Origin of the sequence: Fibrobacter sp. UWH5 (genome assembly GCF_900142505.1) — a bacterium.
Lineage (GTDB): Bacteria > Fibrobacterota > Fibrobacteria > Fibrobacterales > Fibrobacteraceae > Fibrobacter.
In genome coordinates, this window is record NZ_FRBB01000001.1 from 384,871 (window position 1) to 402,770 (window position 17,900).

Here is a 17,900-nt window from a genome sequence, read left to right on the forward strand (position 1 = left end):
GGTAAATTATAAGTGTAAGCGGGTGGTGCCGCGGTAAACTTTAAAACGAGGTTTTGGATATGGAAAAGAAAACTGTAAAGATGTATGCTCCTATTGTTGAAACCATTTGGGGAGCATTGGTCGTAGTGGGCTTCTGCTCCTACATCTTCCTTGTTTAATTAGACTCGCCTTTAGCCAAGTTTGGTGGTTGAGAAGAAAGGAAGTCGCCCTAGGCGACTTCCTTTTCACATAGTCAGACTTTAAAAGAAAAAGATTAGTGTTTTTTGGCCCTTCGGACCCAAAAACGTCGGCTCGGAAATGAAAATGAGTTACCTCATTTTCGCTTCTCTCACCTTAGTGCTTTTTTTTCTTCTTGTTCTTATCCTTGGGGGGAGTGTAGTTGGAGCCGATCTGGGCGCCGCCGTTCTGTCTCTTGGCGAATTCGCCAACCTTCTTGAACATTTCCTTCATGGTCTCGTACTGCTTGAGCACGGCGTTCACGCGACCGATTTCGGTGCCGGAACCCTTTGCCACGCGGTCCTTGCGGCTGCCGTTGAGGATGCTGGGGTTCTTGCGTTCCTTGGGGGTCATGGAACTGAGGACGGCTTCTACGTAGACAAGTTCCTTTTCGTCAATCTGGTCGATGGGCAGCTTGTTCAGGCCGGGGATCATGCCCAGGATGTCCTTGAGGCGGCCCAGCTTCTTGATGGTGCGGAGCTGGTTCAAGAAGTCATTCAGGTCGAAGGTGTTGTTCAGGATCTTCTTCTTGAGGTCCTTGGCGTCCTTTTCGTCGATGACCTGCTGTGCCTTTTCCACGAGAGAGACCACGTCGCCCATGCCGAGGATACGGCTAGCCATACGGTCCGGATGGAACAGTTCGATTTCGGGGAGTTTTTCGCCGACACCGATGAAGCAGATAGGTACGCCGGTCATCTTCTTGATGGACAGGGCTGCACCGCCGCGGGTGTCGCCATCCATCTTGGAAAGGCAGACGCCGGTGAACTTCAGTCGCTGCCAGAAGGTTTCGGCGACATTTACGGCTTCCTGACCGATCATGGCGTCGGCAACGAAGAGCACTTCGTCGGGGTGGACGGCTTCCTGGGCCTGTTCCAGTTCCTGCATCAGTTCTTCGTCGATCTGCAGACGGCCTGCGGTATCGTAGATTACCAGGTCAAAGCCGTTGTCCTTGGCGTACTGGTAACCATGCTTGATAATTTCTACGGGATTGCCCTGGCCTTCGTCGTAAACGGGAATGCCGATGGACTTGCCCAGCACCTGCAGCTGCTTGATAGCGGCGGGGCGGTATACGTCGGCTGCCACCAGGAGAGGCTTACGCTTCTTCTTGGTTCGCATCCACAGGGCGATCTTTCCTGCGAAGGTGGTCTTACCGGAACCCTGAAGGCCCACCATCATGATGCCCACGGGAGCGGGGGCGGAAAGGTTGATTTCCTTAGTTTCGCCACCCATGACGGCAACAAGTTCGTCGTGGATTATTTTCACAATCTGCTGACCCGGGGTCACGGAGGTAAGCACTTCGCTGCCGAGGGCCTTTTCCTTGACGGCCTTCACGAAGTCGCGGGTTACGTTAAAGTTTACGTCGGCTTCCAGGAAGGCGCGGCGGACTTCGCGAAGGGATTCCGCAACGTTTTCTTCGGTAAGCTTGCCCTGGCCACGCAGGTTCTTGAGGGTATTTTCTAGAGAATCAGTCAACTGTGAAAACATAGTGGGGGCAAATATAGTAATTATGAATTATGAGTTATGAATTATGAGATGAATTACGAGTTACGAATTACGAGAGAGGGGGAAGGTAAAATCTGATTTTTTAGAAAAAATATGGTTGGTTCAAAAGTTTATTGCTAAATTGTGCACCTGCTTTGAGACTGTCTCATGATTGATGAATTTACCGGACATATCGAAAAAACTCCAAAGATCAAGTTCAGAAAGAACGGCGACATCAAGGATGTGCTGGTGGTGGCGTTGCCCATGCTGCTTTCCATGTCCTTTGATACCTTGATGACCTTTGTAGACCGTCTTTTCTTGAGTCGGTTGGGTCCTGCCGAAATGAACGCCAGCCTTGGTGCGGGCGGCATGAATCTTGTCCTGATCACTTTTTTCACGGGTATGATCAGCTATACGACGGCAATGGTTGCCCAGCGTTTTGGTGCCGGAAAGAAGCAGGAATGCGCCAGCGTGTTCATGCAGGCCGTGTATTTATCCCTTGCCTGCGTGCCCTTTCTCTATTTGATGATCCCCCTGGGGCATTTGATTTTTGAACAGCAGGGATTGGCGGCGGACCAGCTGGCTTATCAGAAACTGTACTTTAATATTTTGATGATTGGCGGAATTGTTTCTCTGGTTCGAAATGCGGCTCCTTGTTTCTTTAGCGGAATCGGTGAGACGAAGATTATCATGAAGGCTGCCTTTTCGGGTATGCTGGTAAATATCGTCTGTAACTATTTCCTGATTTTCGGTGTGGGCCCGTGTCCGCGTCTAGGTGTGGCGGGAGCGGCCTATGGTACAGTCATTGGTAATATCGTCTCGACGGTGATGTTGTTTGTGGTCTATTTTGGCAAGCGGTACCATTCGCTTTACGGAACAAGGTCGAACCTAAAATTTAATCTGGCTCAGGTGAAGGAACTGCTTAAACGAGGCATGCCATCAGGCGTAGAAATGTTCCTGAATATGGCGGCGTTCCAGCTGATGATTTTGCTGTTCCACGGCCTTGGTGCCGAAGCGGCCACGGCGGCCTCCATCATGTTTAACTGGGATATGGTGGCCTATGTGCCATTGATGGGTCTGGAAGTAGCGTCTACCAGTTTGGTCGGACGTTATGTTGGTGCAAAAAGTGCTGCCGCGGCCTCCCGCTCTACGTATTCAGGTCTAAAGGTGGGGTGGGGGTATTCCCTGCTGATTGCTGTCCTTTTGATATTCTTGCCAGGCGTTCTGGCCGACGTGTTTAGGCCCGACGTGACCGCCTCTGCAGAGGCTATAGCCATATTCGAATCTGCCCGTCCCATGGGGATCTTTATGCTGCGTTTTGCAACATTGTATATCTTCGTGGAAGTACTGCTGGTAGTTTACTGTGGTGCCCTGCGCGGTGCTGGAGACACGGTGTGGGTCATGTGCGCCTGTGCCGTTATGAACTGGTTTAACACCATAGCCCTATACGTAGCGGCCTATATCATAAAAGTGCCGCCCCATTATGCGTGGATTATCGTGGTGTGCGTGTATAGCACGGCGCCAGTCCTGTTCTACTTGCGCTGGAAGAGCGGCAAGTGGCGGCGCCATGTGCTGGATAAGAATTAGAAAAGCCTAGTTGGTGCAACCGGCTGCGGTCATTCGTTCCATGAATCGGCCGGCGAACAGGTCCGGACTTGTCTGCATTAGCAAGGAGTTGTTGGCTTCCTTGCGGTAGGCGTCGTACTGTTCGCAAAGGTCGAAGTCGCAGGTCATGGTGACAGAAGCCTTGCCACTACCGCAAGTTTGCGTTCCAGTGGCAGATGCTGAAGAACTGGATTCGCTACATCCGCAAAGAAGAGCTAATCCCAATACTGCGATACAAAGTAAAGTTTTTCCCATAATCTTTTGTCCTCTTGACTCCCAAAACTATCTAATAATTTGTAGAAAAGCAAGTTTGTTGAAGTTAAAATGATTTTTCAGAGAGGTCGACCAACTCGAAACGGTATTTCTGCTTGACTTCCGGGTATTTTTCGTGGTCCACTTCGCTTAAAAACATGGACTTTTCGCGGATCCACATGGCGTTGTCGCCGTAAAGTTTGCGGTAAATGACGTAATCTTCCTGAGTTTCGGAATGCTTGGCCACCCCTTCTACGATGTAAAAACGGTTTTTGAAGTGCCTATAGATTCCGTGGACCTTGATTTCCCGAATTTCCTCTTTGTTTTCCATATTGTATGCAGTCCTTTTTTGCTTTCACCCATTTATAGGAAAAAATATGGGGAATGCGGGCCGGGAACGCAGATTTTAAAAAATAAAGTAGAGGAATCGGCTTGGAACGCCCAAAAAACGTAATGCTTTTTGCCGTATCACTCGCCTTTTATTATATTTACCCCCGTAAAAACTTTAAATACTACTCAAAAGAGGTTAAATAATCATGGGTATCAATTACTTCAATTCCATTCCTCTGCGTCGTCAGCTGGAAGAAATCGGTCACTGCCGTTTCATGGATTCTTCTGAATTTTCTCGCGGTGTAGAAGCCCTCAAGGGCAAGAAGATCGTGTTCGTCGGTTGCGGCGCTCAGGGTCTCCATCAGGGTCTCGACCTGCGTGATAGCGGTCTCGATGTTTCCTACACCCTCCGTCCGGAAGCAATCGCTGAAAAGCGTCAGTCCTGGAAGAACGCTACCGAAAACGGTTTCGCCGTCGGTACCTACGAAGAAATGATCCCCACTGCTGACCTGGTTTGCAACCTCACACCGGATAAGCAGCACCACAACGTGATCCCCGCTGTCATGAAGCTCATGAAGAAGGGCGCAGCTCTCTCCTACAGCCATGGCTTCAACATCGTTGAAGAAGGCCAGCAGATCCGTGAAGACATTACCGTTATCATGGTGGCTCCCAAGGGTCCGGGTTCCGAAGTCCGTTCTGAATACGTTCGCGGTTTCGGTATGCCCTGCTTGATCGCTGTCCACCCGGAAAACGACCCCGAAGGCAAGGGTTGGGACTATGCCAAGGCTTACGCCGCTGGTCTCCATGCCGACCGTCCGGGCGTTCTCGAAAGCTCTTTCGTCGCCGAAGTGAAGTCTGACCTCATGGGCGAACAGACCATCCTCTGCGGTATGCTCCAGACCGGCACCATCCTCTGCTACGACAAGATGGTTAAGGAATTCGGTGTTGAACCGGCATACGCAACCAAGCTCCTCCAGTACGGTTGGGAAACCATTTCCGAAGCCCTGAAGCACGGTGGTATCACCAATATGATGGACCGTCTCTCCAACCCGGCTAAGGTTCGTGCAAACGAACTCTCCGAAAAGATGAAGGTCATCATGCGCGGCCTCTATCAGGAACACCAGGACAACATCATCTCCGGTAAGTTCTCCTCTACCATGATGATCGACTGGGAAGCTGGTGACAAGGACCTCCTGGCATGGCGTGCAGCTACTGGCGAACTGGAATTCGAAAAGGTTGCAGCTACCGATAAGGCTATCTCTGAACAGGAATACTTCGACCGCGGCGTCCTCATGGTCGCTATGATCAAGGCCGGTGTGGAACTGGCATTCGAAACCATGTGCTCCGTCGGCATCAAGCCCATGAGCGCATACTACGAATCCCTCCACGAAACTCCGCTCATTGCAAACCTCATCGCTCGTAAGAAGCTGTTCGAAATGAACCGCGTTATCTCCGACACCGCAGAATACGGCTGCTACCTGTTCGCTAACAAGTGCGTGCCTCTGCTGAAGGACTTCATGGCTAAGGAAGTCACTAAGGAAGATATCGGCGCTATCTTCGGCGAAGGCAAGTCCACCGCTGTTGATAACGAAGAACTCATCAAGGTCAATGCAAGCATCCGCAAGCACCCGGTTGAAGAAATCGGTGCATGGCTGAGAGCCAGAATGAGTGGTATGACCCGCGTGGTGTAATACCAACATTCGTTTGTTAACGATTTTATGTCCCGTTAGGTTTTGCCTAGCGGGATTTTTTGTTTCGTTTTGGTTACGTATATTCCTGATTGGAATATAAAGAACCTTTAGAAAGTCCTTGTGCACTATTTTTTTTTAGGTGGGATTATTGTAGTTTAGACCATAGGGAATCTTTTGGGTTAAGTGCTATGATCAGTTCAAAAGAAATTTTGGAGAATCTGGACTCGGCTATAGCCGGCGAGGAGTTTCAAGTTTATTTTCAGCCGCAGTATAACCATTCTACTGGGATGCTGATTGGTGCGGAAGCGCTCGTTCGTTGGGCGTCCCCTAAGTTCGGTTTTGTTTCTCCTGCTGATTTTATTCCTGTTCTTGAAGAGCAGGGACGTATTCCCGAGATTGATCTCTATGTCTTTGAACGGGTCTGCAGATTTCTTCGCCATAGCATAGATTCTAATTTGCCTTTAGTTCGCATTTCGGTGAACATGTCCCGAAATGATATCTTGCGGGAGGATTACATCCAGAGAATGGAAGCCCTCCGTTGCAAGTATGATGTTCCTACAAAGCTCATTCATGTGGAATTGACAGAAACGGCTGCAATTTCGGGCTCCCAGATTATCATTGATACCATCGATAAATTGCATCGACTGGGATACACTGTCGAAATGGATGATTTTGGCAGTGGGTATTCTTCGCTGAATGTGCTGAAGGATATTGATTTTGACGTTCTCAAGTTGGACCTGAAATTTATTGCGGGAAGTATCGGTAACGAACGCGGCGGAACGATCTTGAGCTCCATTGTGCGTATGGCCAAGTGGCTGCAGCTTCCTGTAATTGCCGAAGGTGTTGAAACCGTTGAACAGGCCGATTTCTTGAAGAGTGTCGGTTGCGATTACGTACAAGGTTTTCTGTACTCCAAGCCTGTTCCTATCTCTGAATATGAGAAACTTTTGAATGGCAATTCTGTGGGCTCCATTGTACCGCAGATGAATTTGAACAGTGTCCTGGATGCGGGTAAATTCTGGGATCCTGATTCTCTTGAAACCTTGATTTTCAGCAACTTTGTGGGAGCCGCCGCTATTCTTGAACAGCGTGGCGATTCTCTGGAAGTTCTCCGGGTGAATCCTAAGTTCCTTCGCGAAATGGGTATGAACTTGTCTGAAAAAGACTTGGTGAACTCGAATCCGGTCAAGACGATGGATGCTTCTAACATGAAGATCTATATGGAGTGTCTGGAAAAGGCGGCAGAAAAGAGAGAGGAACAGGAATGTGAAACCTGGAGAAATGTGCGCTCGGCCTGCTGCGGCTTTGAACGGCTTTGCGTGCGTAGCTGCATTCAGTTGATTGGCGTGAGCAAGGTTAGCCGTCTCTTCTTTGTGACGATAAGAAACATTACAGTCGAAAAGAATATGCTGCTCCAGATGCAGGCTGCAGAGCGTCGCTTTAAGGCCGCCAGTGAACAGGCTAATATTTATTTCTGGGAGTACTCTGTGGCTACCAAGGAAATGCGCCCCTGTTTCCGCTGTCAGCGTGACCTTGGCTTGCCTCCCTTGGTTCGTAATTATCCGGAGCCTGTTATTGAAAATGGATTTTTCCCTGCGGATTTTGCGGATATGTACCGTGAATGGCATCGAAAGATTGACGCTGGCCTCGCTAGTGTGGAAGGCATCATTCCGTTGACCGAAAAGAGGATCCCGTTCCATGTCCGTTATACCACGGAATTTGATGAAAATGGTCGCCCTGTCAAGGCCTATGGATCTGCCACCATGGTGGTGGATTGATGACCGTGGGGAATAAGAAATAATTATTTCATTCTATGTAAAATGTCTGACCTTAAAGGCGCAATTCCTTGTGAATTGCGTCTTTTTTTTAGATTACAACCCTAGGGGAGACGGCTCCAATTTTTTATTTTTGACCCGATAAATTTTATGCATGTGGAGCATATATGTTCAAAGTTGGATTTGATAACGACGCGTACTTGAGAACGCAGTCCGAGAAGATTGCCGAACGTATTGCAAAGTTCGGTGGAAAGCTTTACCTTGAATTTGGCGGAAAGCTCTTTGATGACCACCACGCAAGCCGTGTACTGCCTGGCTTCGCCCCAGATTCCAAGATCCGCATGCTCGAAAAGCTGAAGGACAAGGCCGAAGTTATTATCGCCGTCAATGCCAACGATATCGAAAAGAACAAGGTCCGCGGTGACCTGGGCATTACCTACGATCAGGACGTTCTTCGTTTGATTGACGCCTTCCGCGGTTACGGTCTCTATGTGAGCAGCGTGGTGCTGACTCGTTGGCAGGACCAGCCTAGCGCCCTGGCTTACCAGAAGAAGTTGGAAGGTCTAGGTCTGAAGGTTTACCGCCATTATCCCATTGCCGGTTACCCCAACAACATTCCGCTGGTGGTGAGCGACGATGGTTATGGCAAGAACCAGTTTGTAGAAACCACCCGCGAACTTGTGGTGGTGACCGCCCCGGGTCCGGGAAGTGGAAAGATGGCTGTTTGCCTCTCCCAGATTTATCACGAAAATACCCGCGGCGTCAAGGCCGGTTACGCAAAGTTCGAAACGTTCCCCATCTGGAACATTCCTCTGAAGCATCCGGTGAACTTGGCTTACGAAGCTGCTACCGCAGACTTGAACGATGTGAACATGATTGACCCGTTCCATCTGGAAGCTTACGGCAAGACCACCATCAACTATAACCGTGATGTTGAAGTGTTCCCGGTTCTGAACGCTCTGTTCACCCGCATCCTTGGTGAATCTCCGTACAAGAGCCCCACTGACATGGGCGTGAACATGGCTGGTAACTGCATCATCGATGATGACGCTGTTAGCGAAGCCGCCAAGCAGGAAATCATCCGCCGCTACTACAACACCCTCTGCGATGTCCGTAAGGGCAACGCTGATCAGGATCAGGTTTACAAGCAGCAGCTGGTCATGGAACAGGCTCACATTAGCACCGCCGACCGTCCGGTTGTTGCCGCCGCTCTCAAGCGTGCCGCAGAAACTAACGGCCCCGCCGTTGCTATTGAACTTCAGGATGGCGCTGTGATTGCCGCAAAGACATCCTCCTTGCTGGGCGCATCCTCTGCCATGCTTCTGGATGCCCTCAAGCACCTGGCTGGTATTCCTGATGAAGTCCGTCTGCTTTCTCCCATGGTCATTGAACCTATTCAGAGCCTGAAGACCAAGCAACTGGGCCACACCAATCCTCGTCTCCATATGGACGAAGTGCTGGTGGCTCTGTCTGTCTGCGCCCTTACCGATTACAACGCAAAGATCGCTCTGGAAAAGCTTCCGGAACTCCGTCATTGCGAAGTCCACGCAAGCGTTATCCTGTCTCAGGTGGATGTTGGCGTGTTCCGCCGCCTGGGTGTGAACTTGACCTCTGAACCGAATTATCAGACATCCAAGTTGTACCACACCTAAGCAAGGTAATCCTTCGCTTTAAAGCTTCGGCTTACCGTCGCACAGATTTCAATTAAAAAAGTCCCGGAGTAATCCGAGACTTTTTAGTTACCATGAAAGTAAAACAATTCCTGTGGTACCAAGGGCGATTAGACCTGCTCCAGCTCCGATGCCTGTTGCACTACCACTGTTTAAACCTACGTCAACACCAATCACCATAATTCCGCCAAGTATTCCTGCGACAGAATAAAAGTAACCCATAAATCTCAAAAAAGGGCTGTGATCGGAATAATCACCGTCGTAATTTGTGTCGTGGACGTAATTCTCAATATTCGTTGGAATGGATTGCACAATTCTAGATTCATGCGTTACAATAGGGGTGGCCGCAAACGAATTTAATGCGAGTAGGAGAATCAACAAGATTGTGCTTACGGATTTCATGATAACCAATATAAAAAACGGCCGGCGCAAACCGGTCGTTCTTTAAAGCTTCGCTAGTCTGATATTACTTAGCCTTTTTCGGGGGGTGAGCTGCAATCTTCTTGGTGCCCTTTGCCTTTTCAGCTTCGAGTGCTGCCTTTTCTTCGGCTTCGGCTGCAGCTTCAGCTTCGTCGAATGCGGCCTGCATTTCTTCCAGAGCGCCAACGGGATCGTCTTCGATGATTTCGGAAGCTTCGTCTACCAGTTCGGCGAATTCGTCGTACCAGTCTGCGAAGATTTCCACTTCCAGGTGGTCAACACCGGGAACGGTGAGACGGACGCCGCAGCTTTCGCCAACGCGGTCCATGTAAGAAGCGATTTCCGGCTTCAGGAGGGACAGGTCCAGACCGTCCAGGTCTTCCGGTTCCAGCCATACGCCATCTTCTTCCTCTTCTTCAACCTTAGCGGCCTTCTTGGACTTCTTGTCTGCCTTCTTTTCGGCCTTGTCTTCGCAGCAGCAACCGCACTGGCAACCGCAATTGCAGTCGGCGCCGTAGGTTTCCAGATATTCTTCGTCATCCATACCGCTGTCATAGAAGAATTCGTCTTCTTCAAGGTACAGGGTTTCGACAAAGATGCTCTTTGCGCCCAGGGACTTTGCGGCTTCGATGAATTCCTTCAGGTCGCCACCAAAGTAGCGGGTTGCTTCCACTTCTTCGTTCAGGGTCTGAACGGGGATGGGGAGGAGCTTCTGCTTGCTGATGTAAGCGCAGACTTCGTCGCTAATGGACTTCTGAACTTTCTGATTCTTAGCCATGATATTCTCCTTGTGAGGTATGAGGTTCGAGGTCGCTCGCAGTGCTCGCTTGAGGTATGAGTCAAATGATCGCGGCTTTGCCGCCTTACTTTAACTCAAAGGTCCGAAGGACCGTCCTCAAACCTGAAAGCACCGAAGGTGCGCCCTCAAACCTATTAAACGTGATACTTCTTGAGGCTTTCTGCCTTTTCGTTGATGAGCTTCATGATGCGTTCTACGGCTTCTTCGCCGCGGGCGGTGTCCTTGACGCTGGTCATGGGCTGGAACAACGGGCTGTTGAACATGGTTCCCAGAGGAATGGGGTTCTTGCGGCAGAAGGTTGCTTCCACGTAGTCGCGGGCGGCGCTCTGCAGGTCCTTGGCCTTGGAGGAGTCGCCGGCTACATAAGCCTTGTAAAGGTCAGAGAAGATCTTTGCTGCTTCGGGGATGTTACCGGTTGCGGTAATGAGGCCCTGGCCACCCATTTCGAGCATGTCGATGAAGAAACCATCTTCGCCAGAGAGAACGGCAAAGTCGTTGTTCTTGGTTTCGTTGATGACGCGCTTGGTGTCTTCGTGGAACTTTTCGCCGATACGGAAGTCAACTGCCTGCTTGAGACCGATGATGTTCTTGTCTTCGGAAAGGGCGATGAGGGTGTCGGGGTGGACGTAGCTAGCGGTACGGCCCGGAACGTTATAGATGATGATCTTGGCGCCAGTTTCTTCGCTCAAGGTCTTGAAATGCTTTTCGATGCCTTCCTGGGACGGGTTGTTGTAGTAACCGGTCACGCAGAGCATGGGAACTTCAGCAATCTTCAGGATTTCCTGAATCATTTCCACAGATTCACGAGTGCAGTTGGAGCCTGCGCCTGCGATAACGGGAACGCGGCCGCCTACGTAGTCCAGAGTGAACTTGATGATGTCCAGATGCTGCTTGTGAGTGACGGTGGCGCTCTGACCAGTGGTGCCAACCGGGAGAATACCGGAAACGCCAGAGGCAATGAGGTCGTCAATCATCTTTTCCATCTTCTTGTAGTCGATGGAGTTGTTAAGGTTCTTAGGATCATCGTTCATCAGCGGAGTGAACAATGCGGGAAAAACACCAGTAAGTTGAGAAGCTTTTGTAATTTGCATGCCTTAAAAATAGCTATAAAATGAAGATTTGGACCTTGCAAATGTCGCTTTACCCCCATTATTTTTCGCGAAAATCGGTGTAAACGGGGGATTTGGTGCCTTTAAGGACGTAATGACCTGGATTTTTACCTTTCTTTTTACCGTATGCTGTTCTTTTTATGTCAAAAAATAACGTTAAAATATACAGGGGCGAGATAAGCCCCTTTTTGGTGGGGAGGGGTATCGTTTGTAACAAAATTTTTGTAAATTAATGCCCGAAAACTTTAAAATAGGAACCACTATGGAAAACATTACTCAGATTTGGAAGAAGATCCAGTCCCCCGAATTTAACCCCGCTACCGACATGGCTCTGGTAGAACAGGTCAAGCAGGTGGCTCTCACCTCTCAGGAACCGGCAAAGGTTAGCTTCGGCACTTCCGGCTGGCGTGGCGAAATCGGTTCTGAATTCACTCTCCGTAATCTGCAGGTCGTAGGCGCAGCTATCGTCCGCCTCTACAAGGAAGCTGATGCTGCTATGTTCGAAGCTCTTGGCGTCAAGGACTTCGCTGAACTTCAGAAGCGCGGCGTTGTGGTTGGCCACGACAACCGTCTCCTGGGTCACGAATTCTGCGAAGCTGTGGCTGACCAGTTCGCCAAGGCCGGTGTGAAGGTTTACTACGGCAACGAAATGCCGACTCCGGAATTCTCCGCTGCAATCGAAATGCTGGGTGCTGCCTGCTCCATCAACATGACTCCTAGCCACAACCCCAGCCACTACAACGGCATCAAGTTCAACCCCGCAGACGGCGGTCCTGCAGGTCCGGAAATCACCAACGTGATTACCAAGCTCTCTAACGAAATGATGAGCACCTGGAAGTTCGAACCGGTCTCCAAGGTTGACTGGGAAATCATCGACTCCCTGAAGATCTACAAGGAATTCCTGATCAAGCAGGGCACCATCAAGTTTGACCGTATCAAGGACTTCATCAAGAAGGATCGTCTGACTTTGGTCTGCGACCACGTTCACGGTTCTACCCGTCGTCGTCCGGCCGCTCTCCTGGACAATCCCCAGTGCCTCGTTACCATCCGTAACGAAGACGACAGCCTGTTCGGCGGTGTTGCTCCGGAACCGTCTTCCAAGAACCTGGAAATGGTCCGCAAGGCTCTGGACGAAAGCAAGTCCTTCTTCCGCCTGGGCGCAATCTTTGACCCGGATGGTGACCGTATCCGCTTCTACGATGGTTCTCGCGAAATCGACATGAACCAGTTCGGCGCAATCGCTTTCCACTACATGGCTACCTGGCGCAAGGAACAGGGCGTGGTTGCAAAGTCTGTTGCTACTTCTAACTTCGTGAACATCATTGCTGAAAAGCTGGGCGTTCCCGTTATGGAAACTCCGGTGGGCTTCAAGAACTTCCGCCCCTGGTTGTCTCGCAATGCCAAGGATAAGGCTCTGGTCGCCTTCGAAGAATCTGATGGTATTTCCGGCCTCAACAACACCCTGGAAAAGGATGCTCAGTTCGGCCTTCTCATCGCTCTCGAAATCATGGCTACCACCGGCAAGAACCTGGGTGAATACCTGGATGCCCTCTATGCTGAATATGGCCGCTTCTACCCCAGCCGCGCTGGTTTCGAAGTGGACAAGTCCCTGGTCGGTGCTCCGCTCATCGCCAAGGTGAACGCTGTTGCCGAAGCCGCACAGGTCGGTGCTAAGGTCATGGTTGGCAACACCGAAAAGACCGTTAAGCAGTTGCTCACTCTCGACGGCGTGAAGATCATTTTCGAAGACGATTCCTGGATGCTGGTTCGCCCGTCCGGTACCGAACCCAAGGTTCGTATCTATACCGAATGCCGCAACCCGGATGAAAAGGATCCCATGTTCGAAGCAGCCAAGGCTCTGTTCTACAAGAACTAAGTCTTGATTAGTGGATTGGGTTTCTAACCCGAATTAAAAGAGGATTAGAATTATGAAGAAGTTACTTGCATTTCTCTTTCTGGCCTTTGCAGTTGTTTGCTCTGCTCAGAACCTGAAGCCTGAATTCCAGGCTTTCTCTGGGGCGCTGCTTAAACTGAAGAAGGTTGAAAAGGGTTTCCACAAGTTCCAGTTGACGGTGGATGTCGCTCCGTGGGCCTTCCAGGCTACGGGTGAAGTCCAGGCTCCGGGTGGAGACGGCGATGTCTTGATTACCGGTCTCTTTGACGGTGAACTTTATGCGGTTCTCGCATACGTTCCCTCTACGGCTGCTGGTACCGACGGTCAGGAATATCAGGTTGGTTTCTTTGACATGATGCTTTATTATGAAGAAGAACCTACCCGTATTCGTAACCTGAAGTTCAAACTGTTGCCTCCGGCCAACGATGAATGGGCTAAGGGCATTCTGAAGGATGCTCTGGAATCCGGTTCCTTGATTGGTAACGTGTGGGGCGGTAAGTATGACCGCGCCATTACCAAGGCTTCCGCTGATCCTATGGACAAGAAGAAGTTGCAAGCTCTTCAGAAGAAGAACGGAAACCGCAAACTTTCTGATGACGATGGAACCATTTCTACCCGCAAGCGTCGTGTAGAAGCTGAAGAAGCTCCCGTTACGAAGCCGGCCAAGAAGGGCAAGGCTGTAAAGGATGAGGCTCCTGTCAAGAAGAATAAGCACAAGAAGGTTTCTTCTGGTGATGGCTGCGATGATCCGAGCCTGAGCGTCAAGGAAAAGCGCCAGTGCGCTATGCGTAAGAAGAAATAATCTTCTTTGTAGTTCGAAACTTATAAATGCCGCTGCCTTTCGTAGAGAAGGGTGGCGGCTTTTTTCTTGATTTTTTATATAAAACTTGCGGAATTTAAGGACAGACGTCCAAAAAAAAATTATTTTTTGACCCGAAACTTTTGCAACCTATATGAGGTAATTTATGTCCGGTCACTCCAAATGGGCCACCACCAAACGTAAGAAAGCTAAGACTGACGTTGCCCGTGCTAAGGCATGGAACAAGTTGATTAAGGAAATTTCTATCGCTGCTAAGCTTGGCGGCGGCAACCCGGATGCAAACCCGCGTCTCCGTGCTGCTATCATCAAGTCCAAGTCTCAGAGCTTGCCCACCAAGAACATCGAAAGTGCTATTGCCAAGGGTACTGGCGCTAACGGTGGTGCAGACGTTACCGAACCGCTGTACGAAGGTCGCGGTCCTGCAGGCATTGCCATCATGGTGCAGTGCATGACCGACAACAAGGTTCGTACCGTTGCTGAAATCCGTAACATCTTCAACAAGAACGGCGGCGCCATGGGCGAAACCGGTTCCGTTACTTGGGCATTTACCTACAAGGGTATGATTGTTATCGATGCAGAAAAGTACAGCGAAGATCAGGTTATGGACCTGGTTCTGGAAGCTGGTGCAGACGACATGAGCACTGAAGACGGCATCCACGAAGTTTCCACCTCTCCGGAAGCATTCGACGCCGTTACCCGCGCTCTTGAAGGTGCTGGCATCGAAATGATGAGCGCTGAAATCACCTACGTCGCTAACGACCCCGTCAAGCTGGGCCACGACGACGCTGTGAAGCTGCTCAAGCTCATCGACAAGTTCGAAGATCACGACGACGTTCAGGACGTTTACCACAACGCTGAAATCGACGAAGCTGACATGGACGCTGAGTAATCCTCTGTAACCTATAAAGCGAACTTCGCGAATTTGAGAAGTCCTCGGTTTAGACCGAGGACTTTTTACTCATACGACGTAAAAAATAGGTGCCGCGGACTTGTCAAAAAGGCGACTCCACCGGAGTCACCTCTCTTTATACTTTAACCTTTAACCTTTAACCTTTAACCTTTAACCTTTACCTGCCCAGGGTTTCGCGGTAGTTGTGAACGGCTTCCTTGTAGCTGGTGACTGCCTTGGAAATGCGTTCTGCGATATCCTTCTGGCCGGCGTCGCTCATCATGTAGGCTTCGTCTTCAAGGTTGCTGATGAAGCCGATTTCGTAAAGGACTGCGGGCATTAATGCACCCACCAGGACCATGAAGCCTGCACCGCCTACGCCACCTGCCTGGCGACGGATCTTGCCGCCGTCCATGGCCTTTAACATTTCTTCGGTGAACATGTAGCTGTTCTGCTTGTACTTTTCTAGGCGGGCTTCCAGCTTAAACCATTCGATGGGGGAGAGTTCTTCCTTGGCGTTCTTTTCGCCGTAGAGGGTGGCCACCTTGTTTTCGCGGCGGGCGATGGCCTTGTCTTCTTCGCTTTCGGGAGCGCGGAGTACGTAGACGTGGTAGCCCTTGATAATCTTCTTGCGTTCGGGAGTGGCGTCAACGGCGTTGCAGTGGAGGCTGATGAAGAGGTCGCCATCCCATTGGTTTGCTAGATTGGCCCGCTGGCCCAGTTCGACAAAGTAATCCTTGTCGCGGGTCATCTTGACGATAAAGCCTTCCTTTTCCAATTCCTTCTTGAGGAGCTTGCCTACGGTAAGGACAATGTCTTTTTCTTGAGACTTGGAACCGATGGCGCCTGAGTCCTTGCCGCCGTGGCCCGGGTCGATAACGATGGTCTTGACTTCGCGGGTGCCTGCGGTTTCATTTTTTGCGGGGGTGGGTGCTTGGGCTGTGGTTGTTGTATTTGTTGCTGCGGGGGCTGCCTTTACACTGCTTGATGAAACGGCTGCCTGTTGGGCGGAACTTTTTGCGGTTTGTTCTGCCTCAAAAAATTTTGCTGCGTCGACGGAATCAATTTGGATGCGGCCTGCAGAAAGAACTGGAGCTGCTGCAAGGTTGATTGTCTTGCCGTGGAGACTTGCGTAGGGGAGGCCGATGGCGAACTTGACCGTGTCCTTGTTTCTTTCTAGGGTGAACGTTTTTTGAACGGGATACCAATGGAAAGAGGCGCCCTTACTTTGGGCGAAATTCTCTACGTCCGTTTTACCGGCCCACACCGCAGAGACGGTTGCTAGGCAGAAAAGCAGTACCCACAAAACCTTGTTCATTACTTGTGTGCCTTTGCTGCGCGATCCATTTCCATCTTGGCGTCGCGTTCCATAATGGTCTGACGTTTGTCGTGCTGGTCCTTACCGCGGCAGATGCCCATTTCCAGCTTGGCGCGACGATTCTTGAAGTACAACTTCAGAGGAATCAGGGTGCAGCCCTTCTGTTCCTTGGCCTTGCGCATCTTTTCGATTTCGTGGCCATGGGCCAGGAGCTTGCGGCGTCTTGCAGGAATGTGGTTGAAGCGGTTGGCGAATAGGTACTCGTCGATGCGGGCACCTACCAGCCAGAGCTCGTTCTTCTTTTCGTCAATGTCAATCCAGGCCTCGCCAATGGTACACTTGCCGTCGCGAATTGACTTGACTTCGGAACCGATGAGCATGATGCCCACCTCGAAGGTTTCGTCCACGAAGTAAAGGTGGTTTGCCTTTCTATTCTGGATGACGGGTGTTGACTGTTCCTTTTTTGCCATGGACTTTTACCTTACTTGGACTTTTTTGCGGCAGTCTTCTTTGCGGGAGCCTTCTTGGCAGGAGCCTTTGTGGTCTTGGATGCGGGCTTGGCTGCTGCCTTGCGTTCTGCCTTGGCAGCAGTCTTTGCGGCGGCCTTCTTGACAGGTGCTTCTACCTTCCTGGTTTCCCAGCCCACCTTTTTCTTTTGGACGTGGGGGACTGCCTGATCCAGGGCGTCACGGAGTTCCATGCAACCTTCACCGGTAAAGGCAGAGGTGATGATAACCTTTTCCTTATGTTCCGCAAACTGTTTGATGGCCTCTTCGATGCCCAGGTCACTTTTGTTCAGGGCGATTACGTAGGGCTTCTTGGCTAGCTTCGGGTGGAATGCCGCCAGTTCTCCCTTCAGAACCGTGAACTGTTCGTAGGCGTTTTCTGCAAAACCGTCAATTACGAACAAAAGAGTGTGGGTGCGTTCGATGTGCTTCAGGAACTGGTGACCCAGACCCTTGCCTTCGCTGGCGCCTTCCAGGAGACCCGGAATGTCGGCCACCACAAAGCTGTGTCCGTTCATCTGCACGATGCCAAGCACCGGTTCCAGAGTGGTAAAGGGATAGTCGCCCACCTTGGGACGTCCGCTGGAAATCTTGTTCACCAGACTGGACTTGCCTGCGTTGGGGAAGCCAACCAGACCGACGTCTGCCATGAGCTTCAGTTCCAGGAACAGTTCGCGCTTTTCGCCTGCTTCGCCCGGAGTGCATTTGCGAGGTGCCTGGTTAGAAGGGGTGGCGAAGTGCTGGTTGCCCATGCCGCCCTTGCCGCCACGGGCAGCAATCCAGCGCTGGCCGTCTTCGGTAAGGTCTGCAAGAATTCGACCTTCGGCATCCTTGACGATAGTTCCCTTGGGAACGTCTACGATGAGGTCTTCTGCAGATCTGCCGGTGCAGCGCTTGGCGCCGCCGGCTTGACCGGGGCGTGCCTTGTACAGACGTGCGTTACCCATGTCCAGCAGGGTGGAATACTGTTCGTTGACTTGGAGGATAACGTGACCGCCACGGCCGCCATCTCCGCCATCGGGGCCGCCCAGAGGTACAAACTTTTCACGGTGGAAACTGCAGATGCCGTCACCGCCCTTGCCGGAGCGCACTTCGATTGATTTTTCGTCTAAAAACATAACAGG

Annotated in this window: 16 protein-coding genes; 7 read left to right on the top strand and 9 right to left on the bottom strand. The window is 50.8% G+C overall.

Annotated elements, in window-relative coordinates; genetic code table 11:
- Positions 1 to 333: 333 nt before the first annotated feature.
- Complete coding sequence (ffh, locus tag BUB38_RS01670) at positions 334 to 1,701, bottom strand: signal recognition particle protein (RefSeq protein WP_073156136.1); 1,368 nt, start codon at positions 1,699 to 1,701, stop codon at positions 334 to 336.
- 165 nt (positions 1,702 to 1,866) lie between these two features.
- Here ffh and BUB38_RS01675 point away from each other — a divergent pair, with 165 nt between their 5' ends.
- Positions 1,867 to 3,285 carry an MATE family efflux transporter gene (locus tag BUB38_RS01675; protein WP_073156139.1) on the top strand — a complete coding sequence of 473 codons (1,419 nt, stop codon included), beginning with the start codon at positions 1,867 to 1,869 and terminating at the stop codon, positions 3,283 to 3,285.
- Positions 3,286 to 3,291: 6 nt separating this feature from the next.
- On the opposite strand, the gene BUB38_RS01680 is transcribed toward BUB38_RS01675, so the two are convergent.
- Together BUB38_RS01680 and BUB38_RS01685 are read right to left on the bottom strand one after the other, a co-directional pair.
- On the bottom strand, positions 3,292 to 3,558 hold the full coding sequence (locus BUB38_RS01680) for a hypothetical protein (protein ID WP_139258154.1): 267 nt from the start codon (positions 3,556 to 3,558) through the stop codon (positions 3,292 to 3,294).
- 64 nt (positions 3,559 to 3,622) lie between these two features.
- Entirely contained in the window at positions 3,623 to 3,886 is a 264-nt protein-coding gene (locus BUB38_RS01685) for a DUF1653 domain-containing protein (protein WP_073156144.1), read from the bottom strand.
- A gap of 205 nt (positions 3,887 to 4,091) precedes the next feature.
- Here BUB38_RS01685 and ilvC point away from each other — a divergent pair, with 205 nt between their 5' ends.
- The 3 genes from ilvC (at position 4,092) to BUB38_RS01700 (ending at position 9,003) form a co-directional block, all read left to right on the top strand.
- Positions 4,092 to 5,576 (top strand): ketol-acid reductoisomerase, encoded by a 1,485-nt coding sequence (ilvC, locus tag BUB38_RS01690; protein WP_073156147.1) that lies wholly within the window; start codon positions 4,092 to 4,094, stop codon positions 5,574 to 5,576.
- A gap of 188 nt (positions 5,577 to 5,764) precedes the next feature.
- Entirely contained in the window at positions 5,765 to 7,354 is a 1,590-nt protein-coding gene (locus BUB38_RS01695) for an EAL domain-containing protein (protein ID WP_073156150.1), read from the top strand.
- A 164-nt stretch (positions 7,355 to 7,518) separates the two neighbouring features.
- Positions 7,519 to 9,003: a DUF1846 domain-containing protein gene (locus BUB38_RS01700; RefSeq protein WP_073156152.1), complete on the top strand. Its 1,485-nt coding sequence runs from the start codon at positions 7,519 to 7,521 to the stop codon at positions 9,001 to 9,003.
- Between the two features lie 87 nt (positions 9,004 to 9,090).
- On the opposite strand, the gene BUB38_RS01705 is transcribed toward BUB38_RS01700, so the two are convergent.
- The 3 genes from BUB38_RS01705 to dapA form a co-directional block, all read right to left on the bottom strand.
- Positions 9,091 to 9,423 (bottom strand): hypothetical protein, encoded by a 333-nt coding sequence (locus BUB38_RS01705; protein WP_139258155.1) that lies wholly within the window; start codon positions 9,421 to 9,423, stop codon positions 9,091 to 9,093.
- A gap of 64 nt (positions 9,424 to 9,487) precedes the next feature.
- Positions 9,488 to 10,219, bottom strand: coding sequence for a hypothetical protein (locus tag BUB38_RS01710; protein ID WP_073156158.1), 732 nt, complete (start codon positions 10,217 to 10,219; stop codon positions 9,488 to 9,490).
- A 155-nt stretch (positions 10,220 to 10,374) separates the two neighbouring features.
- Positions 10,375 to 11,331 (bottom strand): 4-hydroxy-tetrahydrodipicolinate synthase, encoded by a 957-nt coding sequence (gene dapA / locus BUB38_RS01715; protein WP_073156161.1) that lies wholly within the window; start codon positions 11,329 to 11,331, stop codon positions 10,375 to 10,377.
- Between the two features lie 280 nt (positions 11,332 to 11,611).
- On the opposite strand from dapA, the gene BUB38_RS01720 reads away from it, so the two are divergent.
- From BUB38_RS01720 to BUB38_RS01730, 3 genes are all read left to right on the top strand, one after another.
- The gene (locus BUB38_RS01720) at positions 11,612 to 13,225 is read left to right on the top strand and encodes a phosphohexomutase domain-containing protein (RefSeq protein WP_073156164.1); all 1,614 of its coding nucleotides are present in this window, start codon (positions 11,612 to 11,614) and stop codon (positions 13,223 to 13,225) included.
- 52 nt (positions 13,226 to 13,277) lie between these two features.
- The gene (locus BUB38_RS01725; RefSeq protein ID WP_073156166.1) at positions 13,278 to 14,045 is read left to right on the top strand and encodes a hypothetical protein; all 768 of its coding nucleotides are present in this window, start codon (positions 13,278 to 13,280) and stop codon (positions 14,043 to 14,045) included.
- Between the two features lie 163 nt (positions 14,046 to 14,208).
- Positions 14,209 to 14,952, top strand: a complete 744-nt coding sequence (locus BUB38_RS01730) for a YebC/PmpR family DNA-binding transcriptional regulator (protein ID WP_073156169.1) — start codon at positions 14,209 to 14,211, stop codon at positions 14,950 to 14,952.
- Between the two features lie 178 nt (positions 14,953 to 15,130).
- On the opposite strand, the gene BUB38_RS01735 is transcribed toward BUB38_RS01730, so the two are convergent.
- From BUB38_RS01735 to obgE, 3 genes are read right to left on the bottom strand one after another with little or no spacing between them, the layout of a single operon-like run.
- Positions 15,131 to 16,270: an N-acetylmuramoyl-L-alanine amidase gene (locus tag BUB38_RS01735; protein ID WP_083541827.1), complete on the bottom strand. Its 1,140-nt coding sequence runs from the start codon at positions 16,268 to 16,270 to the stop codon at positions 15,131 to 15,133.
- Positions 16,270 to 16,740: an SsrA-binding protein SmpB gene (gene smpB, locus BUB38_RS01740; RefSeq protein ID WP_073156171.1), complete on the bottom strand. Its 471-nt coding sequence runs from the start codon at positions 16,738 to 16,740 to the stop codon at positions 16,270 to 16,272. The genes BUB38_RS01735 and smpB overlap by 1 nt, the downstream gene beginning before the upstream one ends.
- Positions 16,741 to 16,751: 11 nt before the next feature.
- Positions 16,752 to 17,894 (bottom strand): GTPase ObgE, encoded by a 1,143-nt coding sequence (obgE, locus tag BUB38_RS01745; RefSeq protein WP_083541828.1) that lies wholly within the window; start codon positions 17,892 to 17,894, stop codon positions 16,752 to 16,754.
- Positions 17,895 to 17,900 lie beyond the last annotated feature (6 nt).

Coding starts and splice junctions, on each gene's coding strand:
- BUB38_RS01675 (WP_073156139.1), top strand. CDS start 1,867: ATGATTGATGAATTTACCGGACATATCGAAAAAACTCCAAAGATCAAG.
- BUB38_RS01735 (WP_083541827.1), bottom strand. CDS start 16,270: ATGAACAAGGTTTTGTGGGTACTGCTTTTCTGCCTAGCAACCGTCTCT.
- BUB38_RS01710 (WP_073156158.1), bottom strand. CDS start 10,219: ATGGCTAAGAATCAGAAAGTTCAGAAGTCCATTAGCGACGAAGTCTGC.
- obgE (WP_083541828.1), bottom strand. CDS start 17,894: ATGTTTTTAGACGAAAAATCAATCGAAGTGCGCTCCGGCAAGGGCGGT.
- BUB38_RS01680 (WP_139258154.1), bottom strand. CDS start 3,558: ATGGGAAAAACTTTACTTTGTATCGCAGTATTGGGATTAGCTCTTCTT.
- BUB38_RS01720 (WP_073156164.1), top strand. CDS start 11,612: ATGGAAAACATTACTCAGATTTGGAAGAAGATCCAGTCCCCCGAATTT.
- ffh (WP_073156136.1), bottom strand. CDS start 1,701: ATGTTTTCACAGTTGACTGATTCTCTAGAAAATACCCTCAAGAACCTG.
- smpB (WP_073156171.1), bottom strand. CDS start 16,740: ATGGCAAAAAAGGAACAGTCAACACCCGTCATCCAGAATAGAAAGGCA.
- BUB38_RS01725 (WP_073156166.1), top strand. CDS start 13,278: ATGAAGAAGTTACTTGCATTTCTCTTTCTGGCCTTTGCAGTTGTTTGC.
- BUB38_RS01705 (WP_139258155.1), bottom strand. CDS start 9,423: ATGAAATCCGTAAGCACAATCTTGTTGATTCTCCTACTCGCATTAAAT.
- BUB38_RS01685 (WP_073156144.1), bottom strand. CDS start 3,886: ATGGAAAACAAAGAGGAAATTCGGGAAATCAAGGTCCACGGAATCTAT.
- BUB38_RS01695 (WP_073156150.1), top strand. CDS start 5,765: ATGATCAGTTCAAAAGAAATTTTGGAGAATCTGGACTCGGCTATAGCC.
- BUB38_RS01730 (WP_073156169.1), top strand. CDS start 14,209: ATGTCCGGTCACTCCAAATGGGCCACCACCAAACGTAAGAAAGCTAAG.
- dapA (WP_073156161.1), bottom strand. CDS start 11,331: ATGCAAATTACAAAAGCTTCTCAACTTACTGGTGTTTTTCCCGCATTG.
- ilvC (WP_073156147.1), top strand. CDS start 4,092: ATGGGTATCAATTACTTCAATTCCATTCCTCTGCGTCGTCAGCTGGAA.
- BUB38_RS01700 (WP_073156152.1), top strand. CDS start 7,519: ATGTTCAAAGTTGGATTTGATAACGACGCGTACTTGAGAACGCAGTCC.